This window comes from Mesorhizobium sp. M0771 (genome assembly GCF_040320155.1).
GTDB lineage: Bacteria > Pseudomonadota > Alphaproteobacteria > Rhizobiales > Rhizobiaceae > Mesorhizobium.
In genome coordinates this window covers 18,879-32,009 of the sequence record NZ_JAMYPC010000028.1, presented here as the reverse complement: position 1 = coordinate 32,009, position 13,131 = coordinate 18,879, and the positions used below count along the sequence as shown (strand labels likewise).

The window sequence follows — 13,131 nt, the reverse complement described above, 5'->3', positions numbered from 1 at the left end:
GCGCCGCCTAGCGATCAAGCAGCGCCTGCAGCGTCTCGATGCGGTCGGCTTCGGCGGTCGGCTTGTCCCAGCGCAGCCGTGAGATGCGGGGAAATCGCATCGCAACGCCGGATTTGTGGCGGGTCGAACGGTTGAGACCTTCGAACGCCACCTCCAGCACCAGGCCTTGGCTGCGGTCGGCGCGCACCGAGCGCACCGGGCCGAAACGCTCGACCGTATTGTCGCGGACAAATTTGTCGATCTGCTTCAACTCCTCGTCGGTGAAGCCGAAATAGGCCTTGCCGACCGGCACCAATTCCTCCGCGCCTTCCGGCCCCGACCAGACGCCGAACGTATAGTCGGAATAAAAGCTCGACCGCTTGCCATGGCCGCGCTGCGCATACATCAGCACAGCATCGACCGTGTGCGGATCGCGCTTCCACTTGAACCACGGCCCTTTCGGCCGTCCCGCGAGATAGGGCGAATCCCAGCGCTTCAGCATCACGCCTTCGATAATCGGGTGCGGCGGCGCGCGGCGCAGTTCCTCCAGCGTTTGCCAATCCCGGAATTCGACGAATGGCGACAGATCGAAACGGTGCGGGTCCAGCGTTGTGATGAAGGCCTCAAGACGGGCCCGCCGCTCGCGGAAAGGTAGCGCGCGCAAATCTTCGCCGTTGATCTGCAGCGCATCGTAGCAGCGCATGAAGGCCGGGTATTGCTGCTGTATCTTCGGGGCCACGCTCTTGCGATTGAGCCGCTGTTGCAGGTCCGAAAACGTGCCGGTCGCCGCGGGCTCGCCGACCAGCAATTCGCCGTCGAGCGCGGCGGAAAAATTCATCGCCTGGGCGAGATCGGGGAATGCGCCGGACACATCGTCGCCGGTGCGCGAATAGAGCCGGCGCACGCCGCGCTCGCACACCGCCTGAACGCGGATGCCGTCCCATTTCCATTCCGCGGCATAGGCGGCCGGATCGAGCTTTTCGAGGTCGCCGTCGCCGACTGGGTTCGACAGCATCACCGGACTGAACAGGGCAAGTGCGGTCCGCTTCGGCTTCTCGGCCTTGCCTTCCAGCCACGCGAACAGCGAGATATAGGGCGGCGTCAGCCCGTGCCACAGCTCCTCGATCTCGGCGACATCGACCTTGCCGAAATCGGCCAGCGCCTGTTTGGCCAGCCGCGCCGAAACGCCGATGCGCAAGCCGCCGGTGACCAGCTTGATGATGGCAAAGCGCGCCGAAATGCCGGCGCTGTCGAGCAGCCCGGCCAGCACCTTGGGTCCGTCCGAGCGGCTCGCCGCCTGCAGCTTTGTCACGACGTCGCCAAGCGTCGGCTCCCGGTTGGGGATATGTCCCGGCGTTTGCGGCCAGACCAGCGACACGGTTTCAGCGAGGTCGCCGACATAGTCGTAGGAATAGCCGAACAGCACCGGATCCATGCGCTCGGTGACCAGCGTGCGCAGCATCGCCGGCTTGACCGCCGCAATGTTGAGGTCGCCGGTGATCGCCGCCAGCGCCAGCCCGCGGTCGGGGTCCTCGACGCTGCGGAAATAGTCGACGAGCAGCGTCAGCTTGCCATTGCGCGACGGCGTCAGCACCAAGCGGTCGAGGAGTTCGGCAAAGCGGTTCATGGATGCAAGGACCGCGTTGACGGCAGAGGTTTGCGCTCTGGCACACCCCCCTCTGTCCTGCTGGACATCTCCCCCGCAAGGGGGGAGATTGGCAGCCTTGATCTTGCCGCCCATCTTGCGAGGTTGGCGATTGGCGAAAGCGGAGGTGACATCTGATCTCCCCCCTTGCGGGGGAGATGGCCGGCAGGCCAGAGGGGGGTGGGAAGGATCGCCGCGCCGGCGATTTCTGGATCAAAAATCACCATCAATCGCCCTCGTCCTCATAGCCCACAAGGTGCAGTGGCCTGGCGGCGATGCCTTCCAGCTCGCACCAGCGCACCAGCGCTTCCTCGCGGCCGTGCGTCACCCAGATTTCGCCGGCGCCCGTCTCCTTGACGGTAGCGGTCAGTTCATCCCAGTCGGCATGGTCGGAAATGATCAGCGGCAGTTCGACGCCGCCTTGCTTGGCGCGCTGGCGGATGCGCATCCAGCCCGAGGCGAAGCATGAGATCGGGTCGGGAAAGCGCCGCGCCCAGCGGTCGGCGAAGGCCGATGGAGGGCCGACAACGATGGCCCCGGTGAAATCCTGCTTGCCGCCGCTGTCGACGGTTGCCGGCTCCAGCGTGCCGAGGTCGATGCCCTGGCTCTGGTAATATTCGCTGAGCTTGGCCAGCGCGCCGTGGATATAGATCGGTCTGTCATAACCGGCATCGCGCAGCAGCCGCATCACCCGCTGTGCCTTGCCCAGCGCATAGGCGCCGACCAGATGCGATCGCTCGGGAAACTGCGCCGCCGATTTGAGCAGCCGGGCGATCTCCTCCGTGTCGGGCGGATGGTGAAACACCGGCAGGCCGAAGGTCGCCTCGGTGATGAACACATCGCATTGGACCGGTTCGAACGGTGCGCAGGTCGCGTCCTTCTGGCGCTTGTAGTCGCCGGAGGCGACGATGCGCCTGCCCTTGTGCTCGACCGCGATCTGCGCCGAGCCCAGCACATGGCCGGCCGGATGGAAGGTGACGCTGACATCGTTCAGCGCCATAGCTTCGCCAAGCACGGCCGCTTGCGTTGTCCCGGCAAAATCCTCGCCATAACGCAACCCCATAATGTCGAGCGTCTGCTGCGTCGCCAGCACCGAACGATGGCCGGAGCGGGCATGGTCGGAATGGCCATGCGTGATCAACGCCCGGTCGACTGGCCGCACCGGGTCGATGAAGAAATCGCCGGATGGGCAATAAAGGCCTTCAGGCCGGGGATGAAGCAGTTCGCTGGCGCGCATCCACTCAAGATAGTGGCTAATTCCAGCGCGGGAAGCCTGTTGCAAGAGACTGCTGACTCGGCCTACAGCCAGCCACCGGCCGCATCAGCCGGCGGGGCCATCGCCATGCAACCGCTGAAAATCTCGTCCGGCGACCTGACCGCCGACCGTCGCGCCGACTATGCCGAGATGCTTTTCGGCTCGGGCGAGCACGCGGCAGCGGCGGAGCTGCTGCTCGGCGCGCTGGAACTGGCGCCGCAATGGGCGGCGGGCTGGTTCCGCCTGGGCGAGATGCAGGAGGCAACGGGGCTGCTCGACCTGGCGACGCAGGCCTGGGCGACGGCGCTGAAACTGGACCCGGCGGATCGCCTTGGCGCTGCGCTGAAGCTGCAACTGATCGGCAAGGCGCCGGCTGCCGCGGCGCCACCCAGCGCCTTCGTCGAAACGCTGTTCGACCACTATGCCGAAACTTTCGAAGATTCGCTGGTCGGCAAGCTCGGCTACCGGCTGCCGGAGTTTCTCGATCGCGCCATTCGAGCGGCAAGGGCGGGCCGCTTTTCGCTGGCGCTCGACCTTGGTTGCGGCACCGGTCTGATGGGCGAGAAACTGCGGCCGGTCGCCGAACGGCTGGAGGGCTACGACATCTCCGCCGCCATGCTGAAAAAGGCCCGCGCCAAAGGCGTCTACGACCTGCTCGCCAAGGCCGACCTGCAGGATTTCGCCTATGCCGGACCGAAAGCCGATCTGGTGGTGGCGGCCGACGTGTTCATCTATGTCGGCGCGCTCGATCGCGTGATGAAGACCGTCGCGGGCATTCTGGCCACCAATGGCCTGTTTGCCTTTTCCGTCGAAAAGCCAGCCAAGGGCGGGGCGGGCGGCGACGCCGGTTTCGCGCTGCAGCCGTCTCGTCGCTACGCCCATTCTCAAGCCTATGTCGAGCGGGTGCTTGCCGCAAACGGCCTGTCGGTGCTGTCGATGCAGCCGACCGTCATCCGCTGGGATCGCCGCCAGCCGGTCGACGGGCTTGCCGCGCTGGCGGTGCCCTCGTCCAAGGGTTGATGTCTCGTCTTGTTCGAAAACGTGAATAGGATTTTTGCGGCTGGCGCGGCATCAGGTAGGATACAAGCCGGGAAAAGCCCTCGGCAGGCATTGAGGAGGAACACATGCGCTGGAACATGATGGTCTTGGTGTCTTGCCTGGCAATGACCGGCTGCATGGGCAGTTCGATGTCGGAGCGGCAGGACCAGGACGTGCAATCGTCGCTGCAATATGACAACGTGCCTTGCGACCAGTTGCTGGCGCAACGCAACGAACTGGCGCAGCAATACCATCTGTCGACGGACGCCAAGCCGAGCTTCTCCAATCCGGCGATGGGCTTCGGCCCGTTCACGCCGGATATGCGCTCCAAAAGCAAGCGCGATACTGATCTGGCAAGTGGCAAGATCGACGCCATGAACCGCTCGATCGTCCGCCGCGACTGCGGCAAGCCCAACAAACAGAAGAAGTTCACCCTGCCGAGCTGAACCTGAACTTCCTCAGTACCCCGCCTTGCGGTCGACCACGTTATCAAGCTTTTCGCCGCGCTCGAAGGCATCCATCTGCCGCAACATGCTCGGCGCCAGGTGGACAGGGTCGGAGGTCGCCGCTGCGTGCGGCGTCACGAACACTTTCGGGTGACTCCAAAGCGGACTGGTCTTCGGCAGCGGCTCGACCTCGAACACGTCGAGGCTCGCCTCCTTCAGCGTGCCGTCGTCCAGCGCTCGCAAGATGTCGGCGTCCTTCTGCAGCCGGCCGCGCCCGGCATTGATCAGCACCGAGCCGCCGAGGCCGTTTCGCTTGCGCAATTCCTTCAGCACGCCGTAATTGATGATGCCGTGCGTGTCCGGCGTCAGCGGCAACAGCACCACCAGTATGTCGGTGGCGTTGAGGAAGGGGATCAGCCCGGCCTCTCCGGCATAGGTCGCAACGCCTTTCATGGCCTTGTCGCTGCGCGACCAGCCATTGACGGCAAAGCCGAGCGACAACAGCACCGATGCCGCCGCGCGGCCGAGATTGCCGAGCCCCATAATGCCGACCGAGATGTCACCGGCCGGCCGCTGCGGCGGTTCGTGCCAGGTCTTCTTCGGCTGCTGCGCACGATAGAGCATGCCCTGGCGGTGATGGTCGAGCACGCGCCAGACGACATATTCGGTCATGTACTGCGTCAGGTTCTCGGCGACCACTTTGACGATCGGCACATCGGGCAGGCCGGGATCGGCGAAGATGTGGTCGACGCCGGCGCCGATCGAGAAGATTGCGCGCAGATTGGGCAGCGATTTCAGTAGGTTCGGCTTCTGCTTCCACACCACCGCATAGGTGATCGACGGATCCGAAGCGCCGTCCGGCTCCAGCACCACTTCGCGCTCGGCCGACAGCAGCTCGCGCCAGCGCTGCGGATGAAAGCCGGTGACGGCAAGCAGGATTTTGCCTTTTTCCATTTGCGGATTGTATTCCCTGTTATTCGCTGACGATACCGACCGGCGCCGTCTCGATCTTGAACGCGGCCGAGATCAGCGCCTTCGTATAGTCGGTCTGCGGCCGCTCGAAAATCTGTTCGGAAGGGCCGGCTTCGACGATCTTGCCATTGCGCATGACGATGACGTCATTGGCAAGGGCGCGAATGACTTTCAGATCGTGGCTGATGAACAGATAGGCAAGGTCGTGCTTGGCCTGCAGATTGCGTAAGAGGTCGACCACTTGCGCCTGCACGCTCATGTCGAGCGCCGAGGTCGGTTCGTCCAGCATGACGAAGCGTGGATTGAGCACCATGGCGCGCGCAATGGCGACGCGCTGGCGCTGGCCGCCGGAGAATTCATGCGGATAGCGGTTCCTGGTCGCCGGATCGAGCCCGACCTCCTTCAGCACGGCGACGACCTTGTCGTCGCGTTGGTCGGGCGACAGCTTCGGCTCGTGGATCTTCAAGCCTTCCTCGATGATCTCCGAGACCGACATGCGCGGGCTGAGCGAGCCGAACGGGTCCTGGAAAACGATCTGCAACTCGCGGCGCAGCGGCCGCATGGCGTTGAAGGAAAGCTGGTTGATGTCGCTGCCATTGAACTGGATGGTGCCGGTCGATGAGATCATCCGCGCCAGCGCCAGGCCGAGCGTCGTTTTGCCGGAGCCGGATTCGCCGACGACGCCGAGGGTCTGGCCGGCGCGCACGGTGACGTCGATGCCGTCCACCGCCTTCACATTGTCGACGGTGGTGCGAAAGAAACCCTTCTTGATCGGGAACCAAACCTTGATGTCCTTGCCGGTCATAACCGGCTTGGCGGCGTCGTTGGCGGCCGGCGGCTTGCCTTTCGGCTCGGCGGCGAGCAGGTGCTTGGTATAAGCGTGCTGCGGGTTGGCGAAGATGTCCTTCGTCGGTCCGGTCTCGACGATCTTGCCCTTGGTCATCACGCAGACGCGGTCGGCGATCTTGCGGACGATGCCGAGATCATGGGTGATGAACAGCATCGACATGCCCTTACGGCTCTTCAACTCCGCCAGCAATTCGAGGATCTGCGCCTGCACGGTGACGTCGAGCGCCGTCGTCGGTTCGTCGGCGATCAGCAGTTCCGGTTCGTTGGCCAGCGCCATGGCGATCATGACGCGCTGCCGCTGGCCGCCGGACAATTGGTGCGGATAGGCGTCGAGCCGCTTTTCCGGTTCGCGAATGCCGACCTCGTTGAGCAGCGCCAGCGTGCGCGCCTTGGCCTGGCGGTCGCCCATGCCCTGATGCAGCGCCAGGATCTCGACGATCTGCTGCTCGATCGTGTGCAGCGGATTGAGCGAGGTCATCGGCTCCTGGAAGATCATGGTGATCTTGTTGCCGCGCACGCTGCGCAACTGCTTTTCGTTCATCGCCAAAAGGTCGGCGCCCTGGAACAGGATCTTGCCCGAGGGATGGCTGGCCGTCGGGTAGGGCAGAAGCTTCAGCACCGACAGCGCCGAGACCGATTTGCCGGAACCGGATTCGCCCACAAGCGCCACCGTCTCGCCCTTGGCGAGATCGAAGGAGATGTGGTCGACGGCGGTCGACTCGTTGCCGCCTTGGGTGAAGGCAACGCTGAGATCGCGGACGGAGAGCAGGAGTTCGCTCATCGGAACGCCTTGCGCGGGTCGAAAGCATCGCGCGTTGCTTCACCGATGAACACCAACAGCGACAGCATCAGCGAGATGACGATGAAGCCCGATATACCGAGCCAGGGGGCATTGAGGTTACTCTGCGCCTGTTTTAGCAGTTCGCCGAGCGACGCGGTGCCGGGCGGCAGGCCGAAGCCGAGATAGTCGAGCGAGGTCAGTGTCGAGATCGAGGCGCTGACCAGGAAAGGCATGAAGGTCAGCGTCGCCACCATGGCATTAGGCAGAAGATGGCGCAGCATGATGGTGCGGTTGGACACACCAAGCGCGCGGGCCGCGTTGACATATTCGAAGTTGCGTGCACGCAGGAATTCGGCGCGCACCACGCTGACAAGCGACGTCCAGGAGAACAGCAGCATCAGCCCAAGCAAGATGAAGAAGCCCGGCGGCAGGATGGCGGCGACGATCAGCAGCAGATACAGCAGCGGTATCGCCGACCAGATTTCTATGAAGCGTTGAAAGAGAAGGTCGGTCCAGCCGCCGAAATACCCTTGCAGCGCGCCGGCGGCGACGCCGATAACCGACGAACCCGCAGTCAGGATCAACCCGAACAGCACGGAAATCCTAAACCCGTAGATGATGCGCGCCAGCACGTCGCGCGCCTGGTCGTCGGTACCCAGCCAGTTCCAGTTGCCGACAATGCAGTCAGGATCGGCAGCGCCTTGCGGATATTGGCTGCATCGCCTCTGCGCGTCATACTCCCATGACGGTTTTGCGGGAGCGGCGTCGGGGATCGCATTGTTGACGGTGCGGTAGGAATAGCGGATTGGCGGCCAGATCATCCAGCCATTGGCGTTGATCTCGTCGCGGATGACCGGGTCGCGATAGTCGGTGACGGCGTAGAAGCCGCCGAATTTTTCCTCGGGGTAGGCGACCGCCACCGGGAACAGGATCTCGCCTTTGTAGTAGGCGACGATCGGTCTGTCGTTGGCGATCAGTTCGGCAAACAGCGACAGCACGAACAGAGCGAGGAATATCCACAACGACCAGTAGCCGCGCCTGTTGGCCTTGAAGTTCTGCCAGCGCCGCTTGTTGAGCGGCGACAGCCAGGGGCGGGCGATCCTTATCGGTGTGATCTCGGCTGCAGCCTGCGTCATCAGACGTCTCTCCGCTCGAAATCGATGCGCGGATCGACCCATGTGTAGATCAGGTCGGACAACAGCGTCACGAACAGGCCAAGCAGCGAAAATATATAGAGGTTGGCGAACACGACCGGATAGTCGCGCGCCAACACGGACCTGAAACCGAGCAGCCCGAGACCGTCGAGGGAAAAGATGTTCTCGATCAAAAGCGAGCCGGTGAAAAAGGCCGAGATGAAGGCCGCTGGAAAGCCGGCAATGACGATCAGCATTGCGTTGCGGAACACATGTCCGTAAAGCACCCGCCGCTCCGACAGGCCCTTGGCACGGGCCGTCACCACATACTGTTTGCGTATCTCTTCCAGGAAGGAGTTCTTGGTCAGCAGCGTCGTCGTCGCGAAGGCCGACAGCACCAGCGCCGTCAGCGGCAAGGTCATGTGCCAGAAATAATCGACGATCTTGTCGGGCCACGACAATTGGTCCCAATTGTCGGAGACGATGCCGCGCAGTGGGAACCAGTCCCAGAAGGAACCGCCCGCGAACAGCACCATCAGCAATATGCCGAACAGGAAGGCCGGTATGGCATAGCCGACGATGATCACGCCGCTGGTCCAGACGTCGAAGGCGGAGCCGTCCTTGACCGCTTTGCGGATGCCAAGGGGGATCGAGATCAGATAGGACAACAGCGTGATCCACAGCCCAAGCGAGATCGACACCGGCATCTTCTCCAGGATCAGATCGAGAACCGAGATGTCACGGAAATAGCTGTCGCCGAAATCGAAGCGGGCATAGTTCCATAGCATCATGCCGAAGCGTTCGAGCGGTGGTTTGTCGAAGCCGAATTGCTTTTCCAGCTTCTTGATGAATTCAGGATCGAGCCCTTGCGCGCCGCGGTACTTCGAACCGACATCGCCGGCCACATCGAAATTGCCGCCGCCTCCTGCATCGCCGCCGCCGCTGCCGAGGCGGTCGCTGCCGCCCTGGTTGGTCAGGCTGGCGATGACCTGCTCGACCGGTCCACCCGGTGCGAATTGAGTGACGACGAAAGCAACAGCCATGATGCCGAACAGGGTCGGTATCATCAGCAGGATACGGCGCAGTATGTAGGCGCCCATCAGCTTTCACCCTCCCCCTTGTGGGGAGGGTCGATCCGCGAAGCGGAGCGGGGTGGGGGTAGTCTCGATCCGGCGTACGCCGTCACACCCACCCCGGTTCGCCATTCGCGCTGCGCACGAAGTGCTCACCGACCCTCCCCACGAGGGGGAGGGTAAAGTGCCGCGCAACAGCCTACCCTTTGCCAATTTTTGCCGCCTTGCCCTTGTCGACCCACCACAGCGCTTCGACCGGGAAGTCGAAATCGGGTTTCCGCTCGGGAAAACCGAACATGTCCCAATAGGCGCTTCGATGATTCGCCAGGAACCAACTTGGAATCCAATCCCTCCGTGCACGCAAGACCCGGTCGAGCGCGCGCATGGCAATTGTCAGGCTTTCGCGACCCTCGGCGGCACCTGCGGCGTCAACCAGGGCGTCGATGGCCGGGCTCGACGTTCCCGGCAGATTGCGAGAGCCCGATACGGTAGCTGCTCGCGAATGGAAAATGGTTTCGAGGTCGTCACGGGTTGGCGTCGCCGGAAACGAGGCCGCGACCGAGACGAGGTCGTAGTCGAACGAATTCTGCCGCAGCTGATATTGCGCGGCATCCACCAGCCGGATCGAGGCATCGATGCCGACCGCCTTCATGTTTTCGACCCAGGGCGAGTAGACCTGTTCGAAGACTTCGTCGTCGACAAGAAACTCTGCGGACAACCGACCACCCTTGTCGTTCACGACGAAATTGCCGGACCGTTTCCAGCCGGCCTCGGCCAGAAGCTTGGCCGCCTTGCCAAGCAACTGCCGGTCGCGGCCGGAGCCGTTCGACGCGTCCTGGATCACGGCTTCGCCAAAAGCCTCGGCGGGAATCTGCTCACGCAGCGGCTCAAGAAGAGCCAATTCTTGTGGCGACGGTCTGCCCTCGGCGCGAAATTCGGATTTCTCGAAGCAGGATTGCGAGCGCTCATAGGAACCGTAGAAGAAATTGCGCCGCGTCCATTCGAAGTCGAAGCAGAGCCCGATCGCCTGCCGCACGCGCGAGTCGCGAAACTGCTCGCGCCGCTGGTTGACGGCGGTGCCCTGCATCGAAGGCACCGTTTCGGCCGGGAATTCGTGCTTCACTACCTTGCCGGCAGTGAAGGCTGGGAAGTCGTAGCCGGTCGCCCAGACGCGCGAGGTGAATTCCTCCCTGTAGAGGATTTCTCCCTTCTTGAACGCTTCGAAGGCAACGCTACGGTCCTGATAGAACTCAACGCGGATCCGCTGAAAATTGTTCTGGCCGCGATTGACCGGCAGGTCGTTGCCCCAATAATCAGCCACACGCTCATATTCGATCCAGGCCCCGGCCGACCAGCGACCGACCTTGTAGGCGGCTGACCCCAACGGCGGGTTCATCTGCGAGGAATCGAACGGGTTGGCCGTGTAGAACGCCTTCGACAGGACCGGGAACTCGACGACGTTGAGGATGGTGCGGCTTGTCTGCTTGCCGGAAAACCTAAGCTGCAGCGTGTGGGCATCCACGGCAATCGCGTCATCCAGATGCGTTAGCGGCAGGGAATAGTACGGGTGCCCCTTGTCCTTGAGCAGCTTGAAGGTGAAGGCGCCATCCTCGGCCGTCAATGGCGTGCTGTCATGGAAGCGGGCCTGCGGGCGCAGCGAGAAGGTGAAGTCGTTGCGGTCGTCGGAAATCGTCACGCCGTCAGCGATCAGCCCGTAAACGGCGTCAGGTTCGTCGTACGCTCTCACCATCAGTGAATCGAAGCACATCTCCGTGCGCTGGGGCGAATCTCCTTTGGGGACGAACGAATTCAGCGTGTTGAAGGTCAGCGGCGTCTGGTTGGCAAGCCAGTTGCGCGGCAGGAAGTTGAAGACGCCACCTTGCGGCGCATCGACATTGACATAGTCGAAATGAGTGAAGTCCGGCTTGTATTTGAGGTCGCCGAAAGCCGACAGTCCATGCAGTTTCACGCCGGTTGGGCTGGCGGCGAAAGCCTTGCCCGGCAGCAGCGCAGCAACGGCCGCGGCGCCACTGAGGGCCAGGAAATCGCGGCGAGGGAGCCCCGCCATCAATTGCTGCCCTTGTACTTGGCGGCCAGGGCCTTTTCCTTGTCCGCATCGATCCACCAGGAATCGATATCGGCGCCACGGTAGCCGGGCTGCTTTTCCGGGATGCCGAACTTGTTCCAGTAAGCCAGCCACACAACGGCGCGATAGTATTGCGGCACCACATAGTAATTCCACAGCAGCACGCGATCGAGCGCATGGGTGGTGGCGACGAGGTCATCGCGATCCGTGGCAAAAATGATGCGGTCGACAAGGGCGTCAACGACCGGGTTCTTGATGCCGGAATAATTGCGCGATGCCGGTGTGTCGGCGGACTTGGAGCTCCAAAAATCGCGCTGCTCGTTGCCGGGCGATTCCGACTGTTGGAGCTGTCCTGTGATGACGTCGTAATCGAAATTTCTGACGCGGTTGGTGTACTGGCTCGGGTCGACGATGCGCAGTGTCGCATCGACGCCGATCTTGCGCAGATTGGCGATCCAGGGGCTGGAAATGACCTGGTCGGTTTCATTCGAGCCTAGGATTTCAAACTTGAATGGCTCGCCGGTCTTGGCGTTGACCATCTTGCCGCCCTTGATCACCCAGCCGGCCTGGGCGAACAGGTCGACCGCCTGCTTCAGATATTTGCGCTCCGCCTGCGGCGAATCGTAGACCGGCAGCTTGAATTCCTGCGTGAATACTTCCGGCGGCAGCTTGTCGCGGTACTTCTCCAGGATCTCCAGCTCCTTGCCTTGCGGCAGGCCGCTCGAGGCCAGTTCCGTGCCCTGGAAATAACTGTGGGTGCGGGTGTTGAAACCGAAGAACAGCGTGCGGTTCATCGATTCAAAATCGAAGGGATAGGTGAGCGCGGCCCTGACCAGACGATCGGCAAAGAGCTTGTGTCTCTGGTTGAGCATGAAAGCCTGCATCGGCTCGGGCGAGGTGGTCTTGAACTCCTGCTTGATCACATCGCCGGCCTTGATCGCCGCGAAATCATAAAATGTCGCCCAGCGCTTCGAGCTGTTTTCCGGCTTGATATCGTCGAGGCCACCTTTCTTGAACGCCTCCCAGGAGGCGTTGTCGTCAAGAATGTAGGTGAAGTGCTGCGTGTCGAAATTCTCCCGACCGATCTTCACAGCCAGCTTGGCGCCCCAATAGTCGGGGACGCGCTGCCAGACGATTTCCGACCCCGCCTTGAAGCTGGCGATCTTGTATGCAGCCGAGCCCAGCGGCGGCTCCAGCGTCCCCTTGGTGATGTCGCGCTTCTTGCCATTGGCGTCGGTGCCTTCCCACCAATGCTTGGGCAGCACGACAAGGTCGCCGAGGATCTTGGGCAGTTCGCGATTGCCCTTCTGGTCGAAGTGGAACTCGACCTCACGGTCCGAGACAGCGACGGCGTCGGTGACGTTTTCGAAATAGCGGCTGTACATCGGGCTGTTGGCCTTCAGCACCTGGAACGACCAGATCACGTCGTCGACTGTGATCGGCTGTCCGTCATGCCATTTCGCCCGCGGGTCGAGCCGGTAGGTGGCCGAGGAATAGTCGGTCGGGTACTTGTAGGCATCGGCGACGAGCGGGTGGCTGACGCTACCTTCGTCAGTCGCCTGGTCCATCAGCGTGTCGTAGAGCAGGCCGCCGCCAAATGGCTGCAGGCCGGCCGCCGGCGATCCCTGAACGATATAGGGATTGAAGCTGTCGAACGTGCCGGAAACGACCGAATTGTAGGTACCGCCCTTCGGTGCATCCGGATTCACATAATCGTAGCGCTGGAAGTTCTCGCCATATTTGGAGGGGCCGATCAGCGAAGAGGTGGTGTGCCATTCCTGGGGGAAGGATGCCTGCAGGCCGCCTGCGAGGGCGCCCACAACCAGAAAGGACCTCAGAAGCGTTCGGCCAACCGTCATGCGTTCTCCTCGTCG

General features: G+C 62.5%; 10 protein-coding genes. 2 read left to right on the top strand and 8 right to left on the bottom strand.

What is annotated here, in order from left to right; translation table 11 throughout:
• Positions 1-7 precede the first annotated feature (7 nt).
• Both NKI05_RS28925 and NKI05_RS28920 read right to left on the bottom strand, forming a co-directional pair.
• The gene (locus NKI05_RS28925; protein ID WP_023816163.1) at positions 8-1,606 is read right to left on the bottom strand and encodes a cisplatin damage response ATP-dependent DNA ligase; all 1,599 of its coding nucleotides are present in this window, start codon (positions 1,604-1,606) and stop codon (positions 8-10) included.
• A 244-nt stretch (positions 1,607-1,850) separates the two neighbouring features.
• Positions 1,851-2,861: a ligase-associated DNA damage response exonuclease gene (locus tag NKI05_RS28920; protein ID WP_023816164.1), complete on the bottom strand. Its 1,011-nt coding sequence runs from the start codon at positions 2,859-2,861 to the stop codon at positions 1,851-1,853.
• Positions 2,862-2,966: 105 nt separating this feature from the next.
• Between NKI05_RS28920 and NKI05_RS28915 the strand changes: the two genes are divergently transcribed.
• On the top strand, positions 2,967-3,899 hold the full coding sequence (locus NKI05_RS28915; protein ID WP_023816165.1) for a class I SAM-dependent DNA methyltransferase: 933 nt from the start codon (positions 2,967-2,969) through the stop codon (positions 3,897-3,899).
• 104 nt (positions 3,900-4,003) lie between these two features.
• The gene (locus tag NKI05_RS28910) at positions 4,004-4,363 is read left to right on the top strand and encodes a hypothetical protein (protein WP_023669505.1); all 360 of its coding nucleotides are present in this window, start codon (positions 4,004-4,006) and stop codon (positions 4,361-4,363) included.
• A 12-nt stretch (positions 4,364-4,375) separates the two neighbouring features.
• Here NKI05_RS28910 and NKI05_RS28905 read toward each other — a convergent pair whose 3' ends face one another.
• The 6 genes from NKI05_RS28905 to NKI05_RS28880 all read right to left on the bottom strand — a co-directional run bounded on the left by NKI05_RS28905 (position 4,376) and on the right by NKI05_RS28880 (position 13,116).
• Positions 4,376-5,317: a 2-hydroxyacid dehydrogenase gene (locus NKI05_RS28905; RefSeq protein ID WP_023696755.1), complete on the bottom strand. Its 942-nt coding sequence runs from the start codon at positions 5,315-5,317 to the stop codon at positions 4,376-4,378.
• Positions 5,318-5,336: 19 nt separating this feature from the next.
• A complete protein-coding gene (locus tag NKI05_RS28900) occupies positions 5,337-6,965 on the bottom strand; it encodes an ABC transporter ATP-binding protein (RefSeq protein ID WP_023669507.1) in 1,629 nt (542 codons plus the stop codon).
• Complete coding sequence (locus NKI05_RS28895; RefSeq protein ID WP_023669508.1) at positions 6,962-8,101, bottom strand: ABC transporter permease; 1,140 nt, start codon at positions 8,099-8,101, stop codon at positions 6,962-6,964. Before NKI05_RS28895 ends, NKI05_RS28900 begins: the two co-directional genes overlap by 4 nt.
• The gene (locus NKI05_RS28890; RefSeq protein WP_023669509.1) at positions 8,101-9,198 is read right to left on the bottom strand and encodes a microcin C ABC transporter permease YejB; all 1,098 of its coding nucleotides are present in this window, start codon (positions 9,196-9,198) and stop codon (positions 8,101-8,103) included. The genes NKI05_RS28895 and NKI05_RS28890 overlap by 1 nt, the downstream gene beginning before the upstream one ends.
• Positions 9,199-9,370: 172 nt before the next feature.
• Positions 9,371-11,239 carry an extracellular solute-binding protein gene (locus tag NKI05_RS28885; protein ID WP_023806304.1) on the bottom strand — a complete coding sequence of 623 codons (1,869 nt, stop codon included), beginning with the start codon at positions 11,237-11,239 and terminating at the stop codon, positions 9,371-9,373.
• Positions 11,239-13,116, bottom strand: coding sequence for an extracellular solute-binding protein (locus NKI05_RS28880; protein ID WP_023669511.1), 1,878 nt, complete (start codon positions 13,114-13,116; stop codon positions 11,239-11,241). The genes NKI05_RS28885 and NKI05_RS28880 overlap by 1 nt, the downstream gene beginning before the upstream one ends.
• Between the last annotated feature and the right edge of the window lie 15 nt (positions 13,117-13,131).

Excerpts from the sequence above, each read along its gene's own strand:
- NKI05_RS28925 (WP_023816163.1), bottom strand. The coding sequence starts at position 1,606 with ATGAACCGCTTTGCCGAACTCCTCGACCGCTTGGTGCTGACGCCGTCG.
- NKI05_RS28885 (WP_023806304.1), bottom strand. The coding sequence starts at position 11,239 with ATGGCGGGGCTCCCTCGCCGCGATTTCCTGGCCCTCAGTGGCGCCGCG.
- NKI05_RS28900 (WP_023669507.1), bottom strand. The coding sequence starts at position 6,965 with ATGAGCGAACTCCTGCTCTCCGTCCGCGATCTCAGCGTTGCCTTCACC.
- NKI05_RS28905 (WP_023696755.1), bottom strand. The coding sequence starts at position 5,317 with ATGGAAAAAGGCAAAATCCTGCTTGCCGTCACCGGCTTTCATCCGCAG.
- NKI05_RS28890 (WP_023669509.1), bottom strand. The coding sequence starts at position 9,198 with ATGGGCGCCTACATACTGCGCCGTATCCTGCTGATGATACCGACCCTG.
- NKI05_RS28920 (WP_023816164.1), bottom strand. The coding sequence starts at position 2,861 with ATGCGCGCCAGCGAACTGCTTCATCCCCGGCCTGAAGGCCTTTATTGC.
- NKI05_RS28880 (WP_023669511.1), bottom strand. The coding sequence starts at position 13,116 with ATGACGGTTGGCCGAACGCTTCTGAGGTCCTTTCTGGTTGTGGGCGCC.
- NKI05_RS28910 (WP_023669505.1), top strand. The coding sequence starts at position 4,004 with ATGCGCTGGAACATGATGGTCTTGGTGTCTTGCCTGGCAATGACCGGC.
- NKI05_RS28915 (WP_023816165.1), top strand. The coding sequence starts at position 2,967 with ATGCAACCGCTGAAAATCTCGTCCGGCGACCTGACCGCCGACCGTCGC.
- NKI05_RS28895 (WP_023669508.1), bottom strand. The coding sequence starts at position 8,101 with ATGACGCAGGCTGCAGCCGAGATCACACCGATAAGGATCGCCCGCCCC.